Raw genomic sequence first — 20,016 nt, 5'->3', positions numbered from 1 at the left:
ATGCGTGACGCAGTCATCGTCGAAGCCGTACGCACGCCGATCGGCAAGGGCAAGCCGGGCGGTTCTCTCGCGCACGTCCACCCGGTCGAGCTCCTCGCCCACACCCTGCGCACTCTTCTCGACCGCTCCGGCGTCGACCCGGCCCTGATCGACGACGTCATCGGCGGCACGGTCGACCAGGTCGGCGAGCAGGCCATGAACACCACCCGCTACGCCGTCCTGTCGGCGGGCTTCCCGGAGACCGTCCCGGCGACCACCGTGGACCGCCAGTGCGGCTCCTCCCAGCAGGCCGTGCACTTCGCGGCGCAGGGCGTCATCTCCGGCGCCTACGACCTCGTCGTCGCCTGCGGAGTCGAGTCGATGAGCCGCGTGCCGATGTGGTCGAACGTGCCAGCCGGCAAGGACCCCTTCGGGCCCGGCGTCGCCGAGCGCTACCCCGAGGGGCTCGTCCCACAGGGCATCAGCGCCGAGCTCATCGCCGCGAAGTGGTCGATCACACGGGACCAGATGGACGCCTTCGCGGTCTCCTCGCACCGCAAGGCCGCCGACGCCTGGGCCAAGGGGCTCTTCGACGCCGAGGTCGCGCCCCTGGAAGGCGTCACACGCGACGAGTGCGTACGGCCGAACAGCACCCCGGAGATCCTCGCCGGCCTACGGCCCGCCTACCACGACCCGGCCTTCGCCGAGCGCTTCCCGCAGATCGAGTGGAACGTCACCGCAGGCAACGCCAGTCCCGTCAACGACGGCGCCTCCGCCGTGCTCATCACGTCCAGTGAGACCGCGGCCCGCCTCGGCCTGCGCCCGCTCGCCCGGCTGCACAGCTTCGCCGTCACCGGTTCCGACCCGCTCCTGATGCTCACGGGCGTCGTACCGGCCACCGAGAAGGTGCTGCGCAGGGCCGGTCTGAGCATGGACGACATCGACCTGTTCGAGGTCAACGAGGCGTTCTCCAGCGTCGTGCTCGCCTGGCAGCAGGAGACCGGCGCGGACCTCGCCAAGGTCAACGTGCACGGCGGCGCGATAGCCATCGGCCACCCGCTGGGCGCGAGCGGCACGCGCCTGACGACCACCCTGGTGCACGCCATGCGCGCGCGTGGTGCCCGTTACGCCCTGCAGACGATGTGCGAGGCGGGCGGGCTGGCCAACGCGATGGTCCTGGAGAGCGTGGAAAGCGTGTAGACCGTCGCCTCACTATGTGACGGTGCGTCAGTTCCCGCGCAGGTGGTGCCGCTTGCGCCAGGCGACCACCGCCGCCACCAGGGCCGGCAGGGCGATACAGGCCATGGCGATCAGGAAGGCGGGGGACGTCGGCGCGGAGGCACGGGCGCCGGCGACGACGTACGCGGCGGTGTTCGGGATCGAGCCGAGCGCCGTCGCGAGCAGGAAGGGCAGCCAGCCCATGCGGGAGACGGCGGCACAGTAGTTCGCGGCCCAGAACGGCACGCCCGGGAAGAGCCGGACCGCCATCATCGAGCGGAAAGCGTGCCTGCTGAGCTGTCCGTCCGCCGTCTTCAGCAGCCGGCCCCGCACCAGGGGGCGCAACGCGTCCTGCCCGAGCACCCGGCCCAGACCGAAGGCGATCCCGGCCCCGAGCACCGTGCCCGCCAGGGCCGTCCCGGTGCCGAACTGGGAACCGAAGAGCGCGCCCGCCGCGAGGTTCAGCAGCGGCCGTGGCACGAAGGCCACGCTGCACAGTCCGTACGCCGCCGCGAACACCACGGCGGCCGCGGCTCCGCCGAACTGTGGCGGCCAGCCGTGCGCCAGCAGCCGCTGTGGCTCGAAGACCAGCACGGCACTCGCGGCGCCCGCGAGCAGGAGAACGAGCAGGGACAGCCGCGACCAGGGCGAGAGCAGCACGCGCGTGCAGCGCTCGCCCAGGGTCGGCGGTGCGGGCACGGCGACGGCGACGGCGAGCTCCGTGGCGGCGGCCCGGGGAGAGGCCGTGGCGGTGCCCCCAGAGCGGGTGGTGGCATCGAGCATCCAGTGACACTAACGGACGGATATGTGTGATCGCCGTAGGGTTCGTCTCATGACCGTCACAGGTGGGGACATCTTGGACGTGCCGTCCAGCACAGTCGCCGACACCGTGCTGCAGCGGCTCACCGCCACATACGGCGCCGCCGCCGATCCGGAGCGGGCCGCGCCCATGCGCGCGTACCTGAAGGACGTGGCCCCCTTCCTCGGCCTCACCACGCCCGTGCGCCGTGCCCTGTCCCGCACCGTCCTGGAGGGCCTGCCCCGTCCCGACGAGCCCGACTGTGCCGCGATCGCCCTGCGCTGCTGGCAGTTGCCCGAGCGTGAGTACCACTACTTCGCCGTCGACTATCTGCGCCGCCACGCGCGCGTGTGCTCCTCCGGCTTCCTCCCGGTGGCCCGGCACCTCGTCGCCACCCTTTCCTGGTGGGACACCGTCGACGCCCTCGCGGCCCACGTCGTGGGTGCCCTGGTCGCGGCCGACCCGGCGCTGAGGGCGGACATGGACGCCTGGATCGTGGACGAGGACCTGTGGGTCGCCCGCACCGCCCTGCTCCACCAGCTGCGCCACAAGGAACGCACCGACTCCGAACGCCTCTTCAGCTACTGCCTGCGCCAGTCCGGGCACCCCGACTTCTTCGTCCGCAAGGCCATCGGCTGGAGCCTGCGCGAGTACGCCAAGACCGACCCGGAGGCCGTACGGACGTTCCTGGCACGGGAGCGGGGGCGGTTCGCGCCGCTTTCGGTGCGGGAGGCGCTGAAGAACATCGGGGCCTGAACCGCCGTGGCGCGCAAAGACCGTGGAGCGGAAAACCATTCGACGCCGGGCAAAGCGTCAGCAATGATCGGCGTCATGTTCCGGTACGCCTTCCACCTCGCAGCATCCGCGGTCGCGGATGCCCCGAAGGCTGCCGTTCCCGTTCCAGTCGCCGCAGTCGACGGCGCCCGAAGCTGACCCTCTCCGGATCGTCCGGCGGACCCCGCAGGGGGAGGGTCGGCGAGTCCTTGGGGTCCCCATCTCTCCTACGAAGAGGCTTCGAGGTATCGCCATGCCCAAGACGGCATACGTGCGCACCAAACCGCATCTGAACATCGGCACCATGGGCCACGTCGACCACGGCAAGACCACCCTGACCGCCGCCATCACCAAGGTGCTGGCCGAGCGCGGCACCGGCACGTTCGTGCCGTTCGACCGCATCGACCGCGCCCCGGAGGAGGCCGCCCGCGGCATCACCATCAACATCGCGCATGTCGAGTACGAGACCGACACGCGTCACTACGCGCACGTGGACATGCCCGGCCACGCCGACTACGTCAAGAACATGGTCACCGGTGCCGCGCAGCTCGACGGGGCGATCCTCGTCGTCTCCGCGGTCGACGGGATCATGCCGCAGACCGCCGAACACGTCCTGCTCGCCCGGCAGGTGGGCGTCGACCACATCGTCGTCGCCCTCAACAAGGCCGACGCGGGGGACGAGGAGCTCACCGACCTCGTGGAGCTGGAGGTCCGCGAACTGCTCACCTCGCAGGGCTACGGCGGCGACGCGGTACCCGTCGTACGCGTCTCCGGGCTGAAGGCGCTGGAGGGCGACCCGCGGTGGACGGCGTCCATCGAGGCGCTGCTCGACGCCGTGGACACGTATGTGCCCATGCCCGAGCGTTACCTGGACGCGCCGTTCCTGCTGCCCGTCGAGAACGTGCTCACGATCACCGGCCGGGGGACGGTGGTGACCGGCGCCGTCGAGCGCGGTGTCGTGCGCGTCGGCGACCGTGTCGAAGTGCTCGGCGCCGGGCTGGAGAGTGTCGTCACCGGTCTGGAGACCTTCGGCAAGCCCATGGAGGAGGCGCAGGCCGGGGACAACGTGGCGCTGCTGCTGCGCGGGGTGCCGCGGGACGCGGTCCGGCGCGGGCACGTCGTGGCGGCGCCCGGCAGCGTGGCGCCCAGCCATCGCTTCTCCGCGCGCGTCTACGTCCTGTCGACGCGCGAGGGCGGCCGTACGACCCCGGTGTCCACCGGCTACCGGCCGCAGTTCTACATCCGCACCGCGGACGTGGTCGGCGACGTCGACCTCGGCGAGGCGGCGGTCGCCCGGCCCGGTGACACCGTGACCATGACGGTCGAGCTCGGCCGCGATGTGCCTCTGGAGCCGGGGCTCGGCTTCGCGATCCGCGAGGGCGGCCGGACGGTCGGGGCGGGCACGGTGACAGCTGTCGGCTGACGGCTGTGCGGAAGTCGGTCCGTTGGGGCTGAGGTGTGTGGGGGACTGCCGGTCGGCTGTGGCTGGTCGCGCAGTTCCCCGCGCCCCTTTGGGGTGTCTGTGTGCCGGTGCCGGCACGGTGCCCGTTGTTGGCTGGCGGGTGTGTGGGGGACTGCCGCTCGGCTGTGGCTGGTCGCGCAGTTCCCCGCGCCCCTTTGGGGTGTCTGTGGCTGCAGGCCGGTTGTGGCTGGTCGCGCGGTTCCTCGCGGCCCCTTTGGGGTGTCTGTGTGCCGGTGCGTTCTCGGGCCGGGGACAATGGGGGTGTGGACGAGTCGATACCCGTGACGCGAGATGTCGATCACGGCACTGCCAAGCTGATGCCCGACGTGGATCGGAAGCGGGCCTGGCTGCTTACGGTCGACGGGGCGCCGCAGTCGTATGTGGACCTGGACGAGCCGACGCATTTGGAGTTCGAGTACGCGCGGCGGCTCGGGCATGTTCTGGACACCGTCGCGGAGCCGGGGCGCCCGCTGGACGTACTGCACCTCGGTGGCGGCGCGCTCACCCTGCCCCGCTATCTGGCCGTGACCCGGCCCGGCTCGCGGCAGGACGTCGTCGAGGCGGACCGCGCCCTGCTGGAGCTGGTCGTGGAGCACCTGCCGCTCCCGGACGACGCCGCCGTCGCCGTGCACACCGCCGACGCCCGCGCCTGGCTGGAAGCGGCCCCCACGGACTCCGCGGACGTGATCGTCGCCGACGTCTTCGGCGGCTCCCGCGTCCCGGCGCACCTCACGTCCCTGACCTACGCCCGCGAGGCCGGCCGCGTACTGCGCGACGGAGGCGTCTACCTCGCCAACCTCGCCGACGCCGCCCCCTTCGACTTCCTCCGCTCCCAACTCGCCACCTTCGCCGCGGTGTTCGAGGAGCTGGTGCTGATCGCCGAACCGGCCGTCCTGCGCGGACGACGCTTCGGCAACGCCGTGCTCGTCGCCGCACACCACCCCGCCGACACACTCGCCCTGGCCCGGCTCACGGCGGCCGACGCCTTCCCGGCGCGGGTCGAGTACGGGGCGGGCATACGGGACTTCATCGCCGGCGCGCGACCGGTACGCGACGAGAACGCCGTACCCTCACCCCAGCCCCCCAACGGGGCGTTCGGCATCGGCTGAGCCGTACCGGGAAGTCGGCCGCTCACCCCATGCCCAAGTGCTCGCGCTTGACCGCTTCTTTGACGAGGGCTGGCGTTCCTTTTAAGGTGATCAAGTCATGTTCATGACGACTTGCCACCCCCCGGGACCTCTTGGTTCCCAAGGATGAAGGAGCCTCATGCGTAAGCGTGTTGCAGCTGTAATCGGTACGGCCGCGCTCATCGGCGCCGCTCTTCCCGCCGTGGTCGCGGCGCCCGCCTCGGCCGCTTCGTTCTCCTGCCACCCCGTCGGCCACGCCTACATCGTCAACAAGGAGAAGGTCGCCGTTCACGCCTCGCCGAGCAGGAACGCCAGGGTGACCGGCTATGTGTACAAGGACAACAAGGTGAACGCCAAGCTCGAATGCGAGAATAGCGGCGGCACCTGGGAGTGCATCGGTGACTGCCACGACCCCGAGGAGTCGCTGGCCGGCCGCTGGGTCCACCGCGGCGATCTGAGGGGCTGATGTTCCAGGGCGTTGTGACCCGCCTCGCCGAGGTGGATCACAACGCCCTGTGGTCGGTCACCCGGTCGGGGTTCCGTGGAGCCGGACCGTGCCGAGAACCTTGAGGACGGTCGCCTTGGAGACCTCGTCCTTCACGCCCTTGGCCCCGAAGAAGTTGAACGACACATAGTCATCAGCGGAGTTCTTGAAGCCGAAGGTGAGTGCCTTGCCGTCGGTGACGCACTTGCCCTTCTTCGGTGTGTTGGTCGACTGGGCCCACGCGATGCTGCCCTGGATGCCCGAAGTGGTCTTGAAGGGCGTGGCCTTCTTGTCGAAGGAGATGCTCTTCTTGTCGGGCTGGGTGTAGCCGCCGAAGACCCACCACGCGGGAGTGTTGACCGCGATCTCGTCGGTGTTCCTGGCGCCGTCGGCGCCCTTGGTGCCCACGACGGCCAGCGGGGTGTCGTCGGTGCTGCCGTCCTTGTCGCTGTCGGAGGTGCACCACTTGGACTTGTACTCCGCGGTGCCCGACATGTTGATTCCCTTGTCCTTCTCGTCGTCCGGGAAGTCGAAGCCGATGCCGAGGCCCGGGTTCTGGACCTCCCAGTCCGCGGGCACGTCGAAGGCGATACCCCACTTCGTGTTGACCACGAGCTTCCAGCCGGGAATCGTCGCCTTCTCGGTCTCCGCGCCACGCGGGTCGTCGTCCGACGAGTCCGTGGCGCTCGGGTCCGCAGAGGCCGAAGCCGACGAGGACGGTTTGCCGTCGGTCCCGCTCCCGTCGGCCTTGTCGTCCTTCTCCCCGCCGAGCACCAGGAATCCGGTCACACCGGCGGCCACCACCACGGCCACGGCCGCCACGATCGCGACGAGCTTCGTCCGGTTCCCGCCACCGCCCCCCTGGGAGGGCTGCGGAGAGCCCGCGGGTACCGGAGCCTGCCACTGAGGCTGCTGCGCATAGGGGTTGGGTTGCTGGAACCCGGGCTGCTGATACGGGTTCGGCTGCTGGTACCCCGATTGTTGGTACGGGTTGTTCTGCGCTTGCGGGTTCTGTCCCTGCGGGTTCTGCTCGCCCCCGGGCGGCTGCTGTCCTGGCCACATGAGCAGCCACCCTAGTGCCGCCTGGGACACGATTCGGTCACTGTGGCTTGCCAGGGCTGTGCCGATCAGCACATGGATCTGGCCACTTCGGGCTACTCATGGGTAACATCTTCGTCATGAGCGCAGACCAGATGTCGATCGGTGAGATGCTCGCCGCCACGGTGCCCATGGCCCGGACCCTGAATCTCGAGTTCTTGGAGACCACGCCGGACAAGGCGGTGGTGGCCCTGCCGGACCAGGGTGACTACCACAACCACGTGGGCGGGCCGCACGCCGGCGCGATGTTCACGCTCGGCGAGTCCGCGAGCGGAGCGATCGTGCTGGCCGCGTTCGGGGAGCACCTCGCGCGGGCCGTGCCGCTCGCCGTGAGTGCCGAGATCGCCTACAGGAAGCTGGCGATGGGGGCGGTCACCGCCACCGCCACCCTCGGCCGCCCGGCCGCCGACGTCGTCGCCGAACTGGACGCGGGCGAGCGCCCCGAGTTCCCGGTGGCGATCGAAATCCGCCGCGCCGACGGCGCCGTCACGGGTGAGATGACGGTTGTCTGGACGCTGCGTCCCCACGGCTGAGGAGTATGTGGTTGCCGGGGTCCGGGGGTGAGTGTCGTCCCCGGACCCCGGACCCCGGACCCCGGGCTCTGGGCGCCGTGAGGCAGCCCCGAGCCCCGGGCGTTCCGTCAGGTGGCCCCGAGTCCCGGGCCTGCTGTCAGTCGGCCTCGCGCCCCAGGCCTGCCGTCAGGCAACCAGTCGCCGGCGCCGTCGGCCGGGGACCGTGTCGCCGTCCAGTCCCGCGACGAACTCCTTGAGCCAGGCGACGAATTCGGGGCCCAGGTCGTCCCGGTCGCAGGCCAGCCGGACCACCGTGCGCAGATAGTCGGCCTTGTCGCCGGTGTCGTAGCGCAGGCCGTCGAAGACGACTCCGTGGACCGTGCCGCCCGCGGCCAGTTCCTGGAGTGCGTCGGTGAGTTGGATCTCGCCGCCCCGGCCGGGCGGGGTGCGTTCCAGTGTGTCGAAGACGGCCGGGTCGAGGACGTAGCGGCCGATCACCGCGTACGAGCTGGGTGCGTCCTGGTGCGACGGCTTCTCCACGAGGCCGGTGACCCGGACGACATCGTCCTCCCCGGTCTGTTCCACGGCCGCGCAGCCGTAGAGATGGATCTGCTCCGGCGGGACCTCCATGAGGGCCACGACGCTTCCCGCGTGCCGGTCGCGGACGTCGAGCATCCGGCTGAGCAGGGTCTCGCGCGGGTCGATCAGGTCGTCGCCGAGCAGGACGGCGAAGGGCTGGTTGCCGACATGGCGGCGGGCGCAAAGTACCGCGTGCCCGAGGCCGAGGGGCTCGCCCTGGCGGATGTGGTGGATGTCGGCCAACCGTGCGGGGTCGCGTACGGCGTCCAGGCGTACGGCGTCTCCCTTGGCCGCGAGCGCCTGCTCCAGTTCGAAGGCGTTGTCGAAGTGGTCCTCGATCGCCCGCTTGTGCCGGCCGGTGACCATGAGGACGTCGTTCAGTCCGGCCGCGGCCGCCTCCTCGACGACGTACTGGATGGCCGGCTTGTCGACGACCGGCAGCATCTCCTTGGGCGTGGCCTTGGTCGCGGGCAGGAACCGTGTGCCGAGCCCGGCGGCCGGGACGACGGCCTTGCGGACGGTGCGGGTGGTGGGGGTGGGCGCGGGAGCCGGAGCGCTGGAAGCGTGGGGGGCGATCATGCGGGCCATGCTGGCCGACGGGCATGAGAGTTCGCCGGGAGAAACTTCGGAGCTCGCTGTGGGTCCGTCGGGCTGCCCGGCGGTGGAGGTTTCGTGCGTCAACCACCCTGTGGCGCACACAACTTGACGGTCGCCCCTATGGTTGTTTCGAATGCCGGTGCGGATACCGCCGGTAACTTATCTGAAGTTTCCGCGTTTTGAACTTGAGTCACTCGAACTCCTTGTTTGCCGTGAGCTAATTGTGCAAAAGTGAGCGGCCCTATAGCGGTCACCACCTGACGCGGCATAGGTACGCACCAATCAGGCACCTGCTTTCCGATGGACGCGCTTTCCGCACATACCGTCCTGCCGCTTGGAAGGAAATGGTTCAGTGCAATCCCCCTACCCCCCACGTCCGCCGTACCCGCCCCGCCCCGGCTCGGGGCCCGCCGAGTCCGACCGCCATCTCGTCGCGCAGTTGGGTCAGGGGGCCGAGGGCGCCCGGGCGGGCGCGTTGCTGCTGGCCCGACATTGGCGGGCGACGTATGACTACGCCGTCATCTGCGTTGCCTCCGGGGAGAGTCCGGCGGACATGGCCGCTGCCGCGGCGTTCCACCGGATCCTCGGGCGGCCGGCCGGCGGCGCCCTGCGACCGCAGCTCCTGGCGGCCGTACGGGACACGGTCAAGGAGTGGGCATCGGACGACGGAATTTCCGTTCTCCTGCCGGAACTCCGCAAACCGACCGGCGGACGCGGACTGCGTGCCGCACGGTCAGTGACACCGGAAAGGCGCAAACTCGCCGAGCGGGCATTCCGGTCCCTTCCGGGAGCTTCTCAATGCCTGCTGTGGCACACCGAGGTCGAGGCCGAACCCATAACCGTACCGGCTGGTCTGTTGGGGGTGGACGCGCCCACCGCGTCGGCCGCACTGGAGCAAGCACGCGAGCAATTCAGGGTGGGCTGTGTGCACGCCCACCGGGAACTCGCGCCCGGCAAGGAATGCCGCTTCTACAACCGTCTCCTCGACGTCCCGATACGCCGGGGCGGCGCCCTGCTCCCCGATGTCCAGCAGCACCTGATGGAGTGCCGCTACTGCCGTCACGCCGCCGAACAGCTCAGCCATTTCGAGGGCGGCCTGGAGGTGCTGCTCGCGGAGACCGTGCTCGGCTGGGGCGCCCGGCGCTATCTCGACTCCCGCCCCGGCCGCGGCGGAGACCAGGCGGCTGGGCGCGGCGCCGCACGTCCCGGGAGCGGCGGACGACACCGCCCGATACCGACGCAGCGACACACCAAGGCCGTCGTCGTGGGTGTCGGTGTGGCGGCCGCGGCGCTGCTCGCCACCGTCTTCGTCACCAAGGGCTGGTCCGACGACAACGGTGTCCCCGACCCCCGGGCCACCTGGGGGGCACAGAGCAGCAGCTCGCTGCAGCCGTCGCGCTCCGCGGACGACGAGTCCTCGGCCGGCTCCCCGTTGCCCGCCTCCGTGGGGCAGCCCGTCGAGATCGGACGCGGCAGGCTCCGCAACGCGGAGAGCGGTCTCTGCCTCGACGTCGGCGGCGGCCGGGCCGACTCCGGTGCCGCGGCCGTGCTGGCGGCATGCTCATCCGCCGGGTCGCAGCAGTGGTCGTACCAGGGCGACGGTCTGCTGCGCAGCGGCGTCGACCCCACCCTGTGCCTCGACTCCGACACCGAAAGACACTCGGTGGACCTGGCCTCCTGCCTGGCGCACGGGGGAGAGGCGCGCTACGACCTCACGGTCCGCGGGGAACTCCTGCTGCGCGGCGGCAAGGGGCTGCTCGTCGCGCCGGGCAAGGGGGCGCACGTCGTCGTCGGCACGCGGGACGGTTCCGCCGGGCAGCGGTGGCTGCTGGAAGCCGTGGACGACGGCCCCGGCCTCACGGAGAAGAAGGGCGGATCGGGGGACGGCGGTCGCGCGGAGACGGAGGGCTCTTCCGGCAGTACGCCGAAGGCGCCCGACGCCCGGCCCCAGCCCCGGCCCCGGGCGCAGAAGTCCGAGGACGCGCAGGGCGAGCAGTACGAGGAGCGGTTCGCGCAGGTCCACAGCGATACGACACCTTCCGCACCGCCCGCGCCTCTGGACGAGGTGCGCACTCTCCCCGCTCACGTCCTGGGTGCGGCCACCTCCGTGGCGAACAGGGTCACGACGACCACCTCGGTCACCTTGAGCACGTGGGGCAGGCCAGGCACGTCGGGCGCGTTTGGCGCGTTTGGCACGTCGGACATGTCGGGCTCATAGGGAGTCGTGCGGGGCCGCCCCGGCCGGGCGGCCCCGGCTTCGGTTCTTGTCGGCATCCGGACGTTTCCTGTTCGGTTCATTGACACGAGTCACTGGCCGTTCTAGTTTTCCCGCCGCGCCCGTAGCTGCCACCGGGGTGCCAAGTCGGCCTGACGCATGGTGCGTTCAGATGCCGAACGCAGACCGGGACACCGGGGCGCACCTGCGGTGCACACCGTCGTGCCCGCACACCGAAGGAGTGACGGCCCATGACCGACACTGTCTCCCGGAGATCCGCGCTACGACTGCTGGGCGGCGCGATAGCCGTCGCCTCGGCGGCCACCAGCGGTCTCACGCCCCCCGCACACGCGCTGGACAGACCCGAGGCGGGGGCCGGTCCCCGCGTCGAAGGCCTCGTCGCCCGGCTCACCCTCGACGAGAAGATCTCCCTCCTGCACGGCGCCACCGACCCGGACTCGCTCGGCCAGGCGGGCTACGTCCCCCCGGTCGAGCGCCTCGGCATTCCCCGGCTCCGACTCGCCGACGGCCCGGCCGGCGTCCGCGTCACCCAGCACGCCACCGCCCTGCCCGCCCCCGTCCTGCTGGCCTCCGCCTTCGACCCCGACCTGGCCCGCCGCTACGGACAGGTCATCGGCCGCGAGGGCCGCGCTCTGGGTCAGGACGTCCTGCTCTCCCCGATGGTCAACCTCATCCGCACCCCGTACGCGGGCCGCAACTTCGAGACCTTCAGCGAGGATCCGCTGCTCGCCTCCGACCTGGTCGCCGCGGAGATCGGCGGCATCCAGGACGAGGGCCTGATCGCCACCGTCAAGCACTACGCGATGAACAACCAGGAGCAGGACCGCATGTCGATCGACGTGCGGGTCGACGAGCAGACCATGCACGAGACCGAACTGCGCGGCTTCGAGGCGGCCGTCGCGGCCGGCACCGGCGCGGTGATGGGCGCCTACAACAAGGTCAACGGCACGTTCGCGTGCGAGAACAAGACACTGCTCACGGACATCCTGCGCGACCAGTGGGGCTTCGAGGGCTGGGTGATGACCGACTGGTTCGCCGCGCACAGCACCGTCGCGGCGATCACCGCCGGCCTCGACATGGAGATGCCCGACGGCACCCATTTCGGTACGGCGCTCAAGTCGGCCGTGCGGAACGGCAGTGTGCCCGAGCGGTACGTCGACCGTGCCGTACGCCGGATCCTCGCCGTCATGGACCGCTTCGGGCTGCTCGACGGCAGCGCGCCGCCGCGCCCGGAGCGCGACGCACCGGCCGGCGCGGCCCTGGCCCGGGAGGTCGCCGAGGCGGGCGCCACCCTGCTGCGCAACGAGCACCGCACCCTGCCCCTGGCCGAGGGCACCGGCGTCGCGGTGATCGGCCCGACCGGCGCCCTGCCCTTCGTCAGCGGCGGCGGGAGCGCGCACGTCGTGCCGGACCACGCCGACAGCCCGCTGGACGTCATCAAGTCCCGTGCCGGGAAAGTGACTTACGCACTCGGCGAGGACCTGTTCGGCAAGGCGATCCCGGCGTCCGCGCTGAGCCCCGCCCTCGACAGCGAGGGCCGCCGGGTCGACGCCGGCAAGGTCTGGACGTACGACGGAACGCTCACCGTCCCCGACGCCGACGAGTGGACCCTCGTCCTGCACTTCTCGTCCGCGCCCACGGCACGCCCCAAGGTGCTCCTGGACGGCACGGAGTTGTTCCCGCAGGCCCCCGGATACGGCGAGTTCTTCACGGGAGGGCTCGTCTCGGCGGCCCCCGACGGGCTCTCGGTGCGCCGCAAGACCCTGACGCTCGCCAAGGGCGCCCATGCGCTGCGGATCACCGCACAAGGAGGGGCCGACGGCCTGCTCTTCCGGCTGCGGCGCAGTACCGGCGCGACCCGGGCGCGGGACGTCACCGAGGCCGTCGCCGCCGCACGGGCCGCGCGGAACGTGGTGCTGTTCGCCTACGAGGACGCGACCGAGGGCCTGGACCGGGCCACGATCGCCCTTCCTGGCCACCAGGAGCAGCTGATCGAGGCCGTCACGGCGGCCAACCCGCGCACCACCGTCGTCCTCAACACCTCGTCCTCGACGTCGATGCCCTGGCTGAGGCGCACCGGGGCCGTGCTCCAGATGTACTACCCGGGCCAGGAGGGCGCGGCCGCCACCGCCGCCGTCCTGTTCGGCGACCGCGACCCCGGCGGCCGTCTCACCCAGTCCTTCCCGGCCGACGACGACCACCACCCCGTGGCCGGCGACCCCCACCGCTACCCGGGCGTGGACGGCACCGAGGAGTACTCGGAAGGCATCCACGCCGGCTACCGCTGGTACGACGCCGAGGGCGTACGGCCGCTGTTCCCCTTCGGGCACGGACTGTCGTACACCTCCTTCTCGTACGAGGACGTGCGGGCGCGCTGGACGCGGCGTGGCCTGGCGGTGTCCTTCGGCGTCCGCAACACCGGGCGGCGCGAGGGCGTGGCCGTGCCGCAGGTGTACGTCGGACCCTCGCCCCGGCTCCGACTCGACCAGCCGGTACGGGTGTTGGGAGGCTACCGGCGGCTGACCCTGCGTGCGGGGGAGCGGCGGCGGGTCGAGGTGGACGTCGCCGCGCGCACCCTGTCCTCATGGGACCCCAGGCGCCATCACTGGGTGCTCGGGACCGGCCGCCGCCCCGTGTGGGTCGGTGCGTCCTCGCGTGATCTTCGACTGCGGACGAACGTGGAGGTGGGCTCGTGATACGCCGAATCGCCCTCGTGCTGACGGCCCTCGCGGCCGTCCTCGTCGCCCCGGTGCCGGCGCAGGCCGCCGCGCACGGCGACCCCGTCGTCCGTACCGATGCGGGCCGGGTACGCGGCGAAAGCACCGCCGAGGGACGGCAGTTCCTCGGCATCCCGTACGCCGAGCCGCCGGTCGGCAGGCTCCGCTGGCGTGCGCCGCACGCCGTCCGGGCCTGGCACGGGGTGCGCTCCGCACGGGACTTCGGCAACAAGTGCGTACAGAGCGCGAGTTGGGATCCAGGCTACGAGCAGCCCTCGTACACCGAGAGCTGCCTGGACCTGAACGTGTACGTCCCCGACGGCTTTGCCAGGCGGTCGGTCCTGGTCTGGTTCCACGGCGGCGGACTGACCGCCGGTGCCGGTCAGGACGTCGTGCCCGACACCTTCGCGCGGCAGACGGGAACGGTCGTCGTGACCGTCAACTACCGCCTCGGCGCGATGGGTTTCCTCGCCACGGCCGGTCTCGACGGCGAGACGCACGACCGGGTCTCCGGCAACTTCGGCATGCTCGACCAACAGGCGGCGCTGCGCTGGGTGCGCGCCAACATCTCCCGCTTCGGCGGCGATCCGGCCCGGGTCACGATCGCGGGCGAGTCGGCGGGCGGCCGCTCGGTCTGCACCCAGCTGGCCTCACCGACGGCGAGGGGCCTGTTCCGCGCGGGCATCATCGAGAGCGGTGCCTACGACGACTGCGGCGCACGCACGCACCAGGACGCGGTGGCTCAGGGGGCCGACTTCGTGAAGAAGCTCGGCTGCACGGACATCGCGTGTCTGCGCGGCAAGTCCGCTCGCGAGATCCTTGAGGCCCAGGGCGGCTTCGACTGGGGCCCGGTGGCCGGCGGTGCCTTCCTGCCGGTGCAGCCGGAGGAGGCCGTCGCGAACGGGACCGCGTCCCGTGTGCCGGTGATCAACGGCTCGAACAAGGACGAGGGGCGTCTGTTCGCCTTCGCCGCCTATGACCTGAACGGCACGCCGCTCACGGCCGGGCAGTATCCCGACGTCATGCGGAACGCCTTCGGCGAGCAGGCCCTGCAGCGCTACCCGCTGTCGGCCTACCCGACGCCGACGATCGCCTATGCCACCGCACTGGGCGACACGCTGTTCAGCTGCCCGGCACTGCGGCTCGACGGCCTGCTCGCCACCCGCGGCCGGGTCTACTCGTACGAGTTCGCCGACCTCACCTCCCCGCCCTTCGCCTCCCTGCGCAACCTGCACACGGACTTCGACTTCGGTGCGACCCACGTGAACGAGGTCCAGTACCTCTTCAGGCAGTTCGGTCTGGATTCCCCGCTGAACGCCGAGCAGAGGGTGCTCTCGCGGCAGATGGTGCAGTACTGGGGATCCTTCGTACGGGACGGTGTGCCGCGTGCCGAGGGGCAGCCGGTGATGCCCGGTGTCCCCGGGACGGTGCTCTCGCTGAAGACGGCGTCCAAGGGCGGGAACACCCTCAGCACCTCTGTCCATCAGGAACACCAGTGCGATCTCTGGGACGGCGCCTCAACGGGCTGACCCGGTAGGCTTCCCGGCGTGCGCCCCTTTCGGGCGCACGCCGGGAATGCAGGGAACGAAGCGTTTTTTCAACGGGAGGAACCGGCGTTGCACGTCCAGGAGTGGCTCGACACCGTACCCGCCGGGGCCGTCTATGCCGTGGTGGCGCTGGTCATCGGTCTGGAGAGCCTGGGCATCCCGCTGCCGGGCGAGATCGTCCTGGTCTCGGCGGCCCTGCTGTCCTCGCAGCACTCCGGCATCAACCCGATCGTGCTCGGCGCGTGCGCGACCGCCGGTGCCGTCATCGGCGACTCCATCGGCTACGCGATCGGCCGCAAGGGCGGACGCCCGCTGCTGGCCTGGCTGGGCGGGAAGTTCCCGAGGCACTTCAGCGAGGGACATGTCGCCACCGCCGAGCGGTCCTTCGAGAAGTGGGGCATGTGGGCCGTCTTCTTCGGCCGCTTCGTCGCCCTGCTGCGCATCTTCGCCGGCCCGCTCGCGGGCGTCCTCCACATGCCGTACTGGAAGTTCCTGCTCGCCAACGTCCTCGGCGGCATCTGCTGGGCGGGCGGCACGACGGCCGTCATCTACTACGTGGGCGTCGTCGCCGAGGACTGGCTGAAGCGGTTCTCGTACCTGGGCCTGGTAGCTGCCGTGCTGATCGGCCTGACGTCGATGCTGGTGCTGAAGCGCAAGGCGAAGAAGGCGGCGGCCGAGAGGGAAGCGGCCGAACCGGAGCCCGTCCCGGCCGCCGACTGAGGCCTAGGCCCTGTCGTGCACCTCGTGGTGCGCCTTGGCGAGGTCCGCGTACAGCGTGCCGTTGAGCGTGACGCCCTCGCGCTCTTCCTGCGTCAGCTCCCGCTTCACCTTGGCCGGCACTCCCGCCACCAGTGACCCCGGCGGCACCTGCATGCCCTGCGGCACGAGGGCCTGCGCGGCCACCAGCGATCCCGCGCCGATGACGGCACCGTTCAGCACGGTCGCCCCCATGCCGACCAGGCAGTCGTCCCCGACGGTCGCCCCGTGCACCACCGCGTTGTGCCCCACGGACACCCGCTCCCCGATGCTGACGGGAAACCCCGGATCGGCGTGGAGCGTGCAGTTGTCCTGGATGTTGCTCCGCGCCCCCACGGAGATCCGCTCGACATCGCCGCGCAGCACCGCCCCGTACCAGACACTCGCTCCGGCCTCCACCGTCACGTCGCCGATGACCGACGACGTGGGCGCCACGAAGGCCGTCCCGTCGATCTTCGGTTCCCTGCCGCCGATCCCCGTGATCAACGCCTTGTGCGTCATCGCCCTCTCCTCGTCGTCGATTCAACACGCACCGTAGGCGATGAGCCCCCCGAGCAGCCTGCCGGGGCGACGCTGGTGGTGTCAGAAGTGGTGATAGTGCACGGCGCTGGCCAGGGCGACGTCCTGGACCGAGGCATGGCGCCGGCTGAAGGGAACCCAGAGCAGGCCTACGGGAAGGACGACGCACAGCACGGCCCGCAGCAGCGCGCGGGGGATGCCGAGCAGCCGCCCGGTGCGGCCGGTGACACGCAGCCCCAGCAGCCAGTCGCCGACGGTGCCTCCGGAAGTGACCCAGCTCAGAGCCAGGTAGACGACGGCCAGGGCCCAGCCGAGCACACCGGTCAGCCAGCCGGAGAGGTCGGGCATGCGGAAGGGCGGCCCGGTGACGAGCAGTCGCAGGCCGCCGAAGGCGAGGTATGCGGCGAGGCCGATGCCCGCCACCACGATCGCGTCGACCAGGGCCGCCAGGCACCGTGACACGATTCCCGCCGTGTCGCCCTCGGGGCCCGGCGCCGTACGCGTCACGGTGTCTGCCCGTGCGGCGGCGCGAGACCGTCGGTGCCCTTGGGGGCCGCGCCCGGTCGGTGCAGCAGGCGGTCGGCGACACGGTCCACCATCCGGTCGGCCCGCGCGCTGCTCAGCCGGAGCGCGTCGACCGTCTCCTCGGCCATCCCGCCGCTGGTGTCCCGGACGATCCGGCCCAGATCGATCTCCTCCAGCACGGCCTTGGTGAGCGCGACCAGGTCGATCCGGTCGATCACGGCGTCCACGTCCAGCCGGGCGGCGATCCGGTCGACGTCGATACGCGCCGCGATCCTGGCGACGTCGATTTGCGCAGCGACCCTGTCGACGTCGAGACGGGCGGCGACCTCGTTCACGTCCACCCGGGCCGCCACCCGCTCGATGTCCACGCGGTCGGCGATGCGATCCACATCGACCCGGTCGGCGACGAGGTCGACGTCAAGCCGGCGGGCCACGCGCATCACGTCCACGCGGTCGGCGATCCGGTTGACGTCGATGCGGGCGGCCAGGCCGTCCAGGTCGAGCCGGTCCAGGACGGCGGCCGTCACCGCGGGGACCACGCGGTCGGCGACCGAGCCGGCGGTCCCCAGTGCGTACCGGGCCACTCGCCCCGCCGCGTCGAAGGGGTTCGGGAGGCTGCGCATAGTCATCCTCGAACCGCACCACAGGTCGGCCGCGGCCGCCTCATCCGCTACGGGTGATCCGCGTCCCGGGTGACGCCTGCTCAGGTGGGGTGAAGATCACAGGGCGCGGAGCCCGTCGGTGCACGTGGCCCTGAGTACGGTGAGCGGGTGCCGAAGCGCAAGAACACGTTCTCATCCTGGCGGCGAAGCCTCACGCAGCGCGCCGTCCACGCGGGCTGGGCCTGGGTGCAGCGCACGGGCTCGGTCACCGCGCAGCATCCGGGACGCTTCCGCTTCGGTGCGCTGGGCGCCCACACCCGGCTCGCCTTCCCGCTCGGCACGGTCTTCGGCGAACCCTGGATCCACCTGGGCTCCCACTGCATCGTCGGCGAACAGGTCACCCTCACCGCCGGCCTGATGCCCGACCTCGACCTCGGCCCCGACCCGATCCTGCGCATCGGGGACGGCGTCGTCCTGGGCCGGGGCAGCCATGTCATCGCCGACACGACGGTCACCATCGGCAGCGACTGCTACTTCGGGCCGTACGTGTACGTCACGTCCACGAACCACTCCTACGACGATCCCCACGAGCCCATCGGCAAGCAGTGGCCGCGGATGGAGCCGGTGGCGATCGGTTCCGGCTGCTGGATCGGCACCGGCGCGGTGATCCTGCCGGGCGCGCGGATCGGACGGAACGTGGTGGTGGCCGCGGGTGCCGTGGTCCGAGGCGTCGTGCCCGACCACGCCGTGGTCGCGGGCGCGCCCGCCCGAGTCGTACGGCGCTGGACGGCCGGCGAGGGCTGGCAGCCGCCCCTCAGGACACCCGCGCCGGTGCCGATACCGGACGGGATCACCCCCGAACAGCTGCGCGCGCTCTCGGAACTGGACGAGGAGACGGTCGCGCGGCTCGCCGAGTTGGACGCCGAGGCCTAGAAACTAGCCCGTCGCCAGCAGCAGCGTGCCCACCAGGGCGAGGCCCGCGCCCGCCGCCTGGATGCCGCGGAGCCGTTCGCTGAGGAAGCCGCGGGCGGCGAGTGCGGTCACCACCGGATAGAGCGAGGCGAGGACGGCGGCCACCGTGACGGGGCCGTGCTGTGCGGCGACCGAGTACGTGCCGTTGGCCGCGACGTCCGCGAGGCCGACGGAGGCCAGCGCCGGGAGAGACGCCCAGGGGAAACCGCCGGCCGGGAGCGCCTCGCCGCCGCGCTTCACGGAGACGTAGAGCGCGATGCCGCCCCCGGCGACGTTGGTCAGTCGCTGCACGAACAGCGCGAGAAACAGGCCCGTGACACTCGCCGACGCCTCCGTGATCAGCGCGAACACCGTGCCGAAGCCGAGTGCCGCGACGAGCGTGAGCAGGATGGCCTGCCGCTGCACGGGCGCGCCCTTGAGCTGGGGTCCGCCCGCCAGCACGACGCCGGTGACGGCGACCGCGATCCCCGCGACCTGCATCAGGCCGGGGCGTTCGCCGAGGACGAGGCCTACGCCGACCGGGACCGCCACGCTCAGAGTCGCGAGCGGGGAGACGACGCCCATCGGGCCGAGCGCGAGGGCCTTGTAGAACGAGAACAGGGCGACCGGCCCCACCAGACCTGCGGCGAAGGCGAACCACAGCCGCGGACCCGCCTCGCTCCAGCCACCCGTGGCGACCATGATCACCCCGAGGACGACCGCCGCGATCCCCTGCGAGACGACGACCACGGTGAGCGCCGGCGCACGTCGCGTCAGCAGTCCGCCGCCGAAGTCGGCCAGCCCCCACATGAGGCTGGTGGACAGCGCGAAAAATGCTGTCACGGGTCACCTCGCAGTACAGTTCGGTGAACGATCGGGTCCACCACACCGTAGTTCAGCAAAGTGAACCCTGTCATCCAAAATATTGGCCCAGCGGTACATGGATATTGGACGGAACGTGTCGGACCTCGACCTGCTGACCCAGTCCCTGGCGCGCAACGTCAAGCGCTGGCGCAACGAGCGCGGCTTCACTCTTGACGCGCTCGCCGCCCGCGCCGGCGTCAGCCGAGGCATGCTCATCCAGATCGAGCAGGCGCGCACCAACCCGAGCATCGGTACGGTCGTCAAGATCGGCGACGCGCTCGGGATCAGCATCACCACGCTGCTGGACTACGAGCAGGGCCCGAAGGTGCGGGTCGTCCCGGCCGACCAGGTGGTGCGGCTGTGGCACACGGAGGCCGGCAGCTACAGCCGCCTCCTCGCGGGCACCGAGGCGCCCGGCCCGCTGGAGATGTGGGAATGGCTTCTGATGCCGGGGGACAGCAGCAGTTCGGACCCGCACCCCGTGGGCACGGTCGAGATCGCCCACGTCACCGCGGGTGAGCTGACCCTCACCGTCGAGGGTGCCGAGCACCGCGTCCCGGCCGGCGCGAGCGTCACCTTCGAGGCCAACGCCCCGCACACCTACGGCAATCAGGGCGACGTCCCGGCACAGTTCGTGCTGGCGGTGTCGGTCCCGCCCGTCCCCTGAGCG

General features: G+C 71.2%; 19 protein-coding genes. 12 read left to right on the top strand and 7 right to left on the bottom strand.

All coding sequences use genetic code 11. From position 1 onward, the window contains the following. On the top strand, positions 1 to 1,179 hold the full coding sequence (locus OG870_RS07635) for a thiolase family protein (RefSeq protein ID WP_266530869.1): 1,179 nt from the start codon (positions 1 to 3) through the stop codon (positions 1,177 to 1,179). 27 nt (positions 1,180 to 1,206) lie between these two features. Here the strand turns inward: OG870_RS07635 and OG870_RS07630 are convergent, their stop codons facing one another. Next, complete coding sequence (locus OG870_RS07630) at positions 1,207 to 1,980, bottom strand: TVP38/TMEM64 family protein (protein ID WP_266923371.1); 774 nt, start codon at positions 1,978 to 1,980, stop codon at positions 1,207 to 1,209. A gap of 49 nt (positions 1,981 to 2,029) precedes the next feature. Here OG870_RS07630 and OG870_RS07625 point away from each other — a divergent pair, with 49 nt between their 5' ends. The 4 genes from OG870_RS07625 to OG870_RS07610 all read left to right on the top strand — a co-directional run bounded on the left by OG870_RS07625 (position 2,030) and on the right by OG870_RS07610 (position 5,825). Then, on the top strand, positions 2,030 to 2,752 hold the full coding sequence (locus OG870_RS07625; RefSeq protein WP_266586181.1) for a DNA alkylation repair protein: 723 nt from the start codon (positions 2,030 to 2,032) through the stop codon (positions 2,750 to 2,752). A gap of 271 nt (positions 2,753 to 3,023) precedes the next feature. Then, the gene (gene tuf, locus OG870_RS07620; RefSeq protein WP_266530863.1) at positions 3,024 to 4,193 is read left to right on the top strand and encodes an elongation factor Tu; all 1,170 of its coding nucleotides are present in this window, start codon (positions 3,024 to 3,026) and stop codon (positions 4,191 to 4,193) included. A 302-nt stretch (positions 4,194 to 4,495) separates the two neighbouring features. Then, positions 4,496 to 5,341 carry a spermidine synthase gene (locus OG870_RS07615; RefSeq protein WP_266586183.1) on the top strand — a complete coding sequence of 282 codons (846 nt, stop codon included), beginning with the start codon at positions 4,496 to 4,498 and terminating at the stop codon, positions 5,339 to 5,341. A 157-nt stretch (positions 5,342 to 5,498) separates the two neighbouring features. Next, positions 5,499 to 5,825, top strand: a complete 327-nt coding sequence (locus OG870_RS07610; RefSeq protein ID WP_266530860.1) for a hypothetical protein — start codon at positions 5,499 to 5,501, stop codon at positions 5,823 to 5,825. Positions 5,826 to 5,882: 57 nt separating this feature from the next. Here the strand turns inward: OG870_RS07610 and OG870_RS07605 are convergent, their stop codons facing one another. Continuing rightward, a complete protein-coding gene (locus OG870_RS07605; RefSeq protein ID WP_266841513.1) occupies positions 5,883 to 6,905 on the bottom strand; it encodes a hypothetical protein in 1,023 nt (340 codons plus the stop codon). A 116-nt stretch (positions 6,906 to 7,021) separates the two neighbouring features. Here OG870_RS07605 and OG870_RS07600 point away from each other — a divergent pair, with 116 nt between their 5' ends. After that, on the top strand, positions 7,022 to 7,474 hold the full coding sequence (locus OG870_RS07600; RefSeq protein WP_266586187.1) for a DUF4442 domain-containing protein: 453 nt from the start codon (positions 7,022 to 7,024) through the stop codon (positions 7,472 to 7,474). A 165-nt stretch (positions 7,475 to 7,639) separates the two neighbouring features. On the opposite strand, the gene galU is transcribed toward OG870_RS07600, so the two are convergent. Continuing rightward, the gene (gene galU / locus OG870_RS07595) at positions 7,640 to 8,611 is read right to left on the bottom strand and encodes a UTP--glucose-1-phosphate uridylyltransferase GalU (RefSeq protein WP_266841515.1); all 972 of its coding nucleotides are present in this window, start codon (positions 8,609 to 8,611) and stop codon (positions 7,640 to 7,642) included. 370 nt (positions 8,612 to 8,981) lie between these two features. On the opposite strand from galU, the gene OG870_RS07590 reads away from it, so the two are divergent. From OG870_RS07590 to OG870_RS07575, 4 genes are all read left to right on the top strand, one after another. Continuing rightward, positions 8,982 to 10,847 carry an RICIN domain-containing protein gene (locus OG870_RS07590; RefSeq protein WP_266586191.1) on the top strand — a complete coding sequence of 622 codons (1,866 nt, stop codon included), beginning with the start codon at positions 8,982 to 8,984 and terminating at the stop codon, positions 10,845 to 10,847. 248 nt (positions 10,848 to 11,095) lie between these two features. Beyond that, complete coding sequence (locus tag OG870_RS07585) at positions 11,096 to 13,561, top strand: beta-glucosidase family protein (protein WP_327690787.1); 2,466 nt, start codon at positions 11,096 to 11,098, stop codon at positions 13,559 to 13,561. Then, positions 13,558 to 15,111: a carboxylesterase/lipase family protein gene (locus OG870_RS07580; protein ID WP_266586195.1), complete on the top strand. Its 1,554-nt coding sequence runs from the start codon at positions 13,558 to 13,560 to the stop codon at positions 15,109 to 15,111. Before OG870_RS07585 ends, OG870_RS07580 begins: the two co-directional genes overlap by 4 nt. Before the next feature lie 87 nt (positions 15,112 to 15,198). After that, positions 15,199 to 15,849 (top strand): DedA family protein, encoded by a 651-nt coding sequence (locus OG870_RS07575; RefSeq protein ID WP_266841522.1) that lies wholly within the window; start codon positions 15,199 to 15,201, stop codon positions 15,847 to 15,849. Positions 15,850 to 15,852: 3 nt separating this feature from the next. Here the strand turns inward: OG870_RS07575 and OG870_RS07570 are convergent, their stop codons facing one another. The 3 genes from OG870_RS07570 to OG870_RS07560 all read right to left on the bottom strand — a co-directional run bounded on the left by OG870_RS07570 (position 15,853) and on the right by OG870_RS07560 (position 17,552). After that, complete coding sequence (locus OG870_RS07570) at positions 15,853 to 16,386, bottom strand: gamma carbonic anhydrase family protein (RefSeq protein ID WP_266530846.1); 534 nt, start codon at positions 16,384 to 16,386, stop codon at positions 15,853 to 15,855. A gap of 81 nt (positions 16,387 to 16,467) precedes the next feature. Beyond that, on the bottom strand, positions 16,468 to 16,911 hold the full coding sequence (locus OG870_RS07565; protein ID WP_266586204.1) for an RDD family protein: 444 nt from the start codon (positions 16,909 to 16,911) through the stop codon (positions 16,468 to 16,470). Further along, positions 16,908 to 17,552, bottom strand: a complete 645-nt coding sequence (locus tag OG870_RS07560; protein ID WP_327690786.1) for a hypothetical protein — start codon at positions 17,550 to 17,552, stop codon at positions 16,908 to 16,910. The genes OG870_RS07565 and OG870_RS07560 overlap by 4 nt, the downstream gene beginning before the upstream one ends. Positions 17,553 to 17,699: 147 nt before the next feature. Between OG870_RS07560 and OG870_RS07555 the strand changes: the two genes are divergently transcribed. Continuing rightward, positions 17,700 to 18,464 carry an acyltransferase gene (locus tag OG870_RS07555; protein ID WP_266586208.1) on the top strand — a complete coding sequence of 255 codons (765 nt, stop codon included), beginning with the start codon at positions 17,700 to 17,702 and terminating at the stop codon, positions 18,462 to 18,464. Positions 18,465 to 18,467: 3 nt separating this feature from the next. Here the strand turns inward: OG870_RS07555 and OG870_RS07550 are convergent, their stop codons facing one another. Beyond that, positions 18,468 to 19,325 carry a DMT family transporter gene (locus OG870_RS07550; RefSeq protein ID WP_266923358.1) on the bottom strand — a complete coding sequence of 286 codons (858 nt, stop codon included), beginning with the start codon at positions 19,323 to 19,325 and terminating at the stop codon, positions 18,468 to 18,470. A gap of 115 nt (positions 19,326 to 19,440) precedes the next feature. Between OG870_RS07550 and OG870_RS07545 the strand changes: the two genes are divergently transcribed. Further along, complete coding sequence (locus OG870_RS07545; protein WP_266586212.1) at positions 19,441 to 20,013, top strand: helix-turn-helix domain-containing protein; 573 nt, start codon at positions 19,441 to 19,443, stop codon at positions 20,011 to 20,013. Positions 20,014 to 20,016 lie beyond the last annotated feature (3 nt).

Source organism: Streptomyces sp. NBC_00461 (genome assembly GCF_036013935.1).
In the GTDB taxonomy this organism is placed as follows: Bacteria; Actinomycetota; Actinomycetes; order Streptomycetales; family Streptomycetaceae; genus Streptomyces.
This window is presented reverse-complemented; position numbering and strand designations above follow the sequence as displayed.

What these genes read in the sequence shown, in the direction of transcription:
- OG870_RS07585 (WP_327690787.1), top strand. Translation starts at nt 11,096, where the DNA reads ATGACCGACACTGTCTCCCGGAGATCCGCGCTACGACTGCTGGGCGGC.
- OG870_RS07570 (WP_266530846.1), bottom strand. Translation starts at nt 16,386, where the DNA reads ATGACGCACAAGGCGTTGATCACGGGGATCGGCGGCAGGGAACCGAAG.
- OG870_RS07605 (WP_266841513.1), bottom strand. Translation starts at nt 6,905, where the DNA reads ATGTGGCCAGGACAGCAGCCGCCCGGGGGCGAGCAGAACCCGCAGGGA.
- OG870_RS07600 (WP_266586187.1), top strand. Translation starts at nt 7,022, where the DNA reads ATGAGCGCAGACCAGATGTCGATCGGTGAGATGCTCGCCGCCACGGTG.
- tuf (WP_266530863.1), top strand. Translation starts at nt 3,024, where the DNA reads ATGCCCAAGACGGCATACGTGCGCACCAAACCGCATCTGAACATCGGC.
- OG870_RS07610 (WP_266530860.1), top strand. Translation starts at nt 5,499, where the DNA reads ATGCGTAAGCGTGTTGCAGCTGTAATCGGTACGGCCGCGCTCATCGGC.
- OG870_RS07625 (WP_266586181.1), top strand. Translation starts at nt 2,030, where the DNA reads ATGACCGTCACAGGTGGGGACATCTTGGACGTGCCGTCCAGCACAGTC.
- OG870_RS07560 (WP_327690786.1), bottom strand. Translation starts at nt 17,552, where the DNA reads ATGCGCAGCCTCCCGAACCCCTTCGACGCGGCGGGGCGAGTGGCCCGG.
- OG870_RS07630 (WP_266923371.1), bottom strand. Translation starts at nt 1,980, where the DNA reads ATGCTCGATGCCACCACCCGCTCTGGGGGCACCGCCACGGCCTCTCCC.
- OG870_RS07635 (WP_266530869.1), top strand. Translation starts at nt 1, where the DNA reads ATGCGTGACGCAGTCATCGTCGAAGCCGTACGCACGCCGATCGGCAAG.
- galU (WP_266841515.1), bottom strand. Translation starts at nt 8,611, where the DNA reads ATGATCGCCCCCCACGCTTCCAGCGCTCCGGCTCCCGCGCCCACCCCC.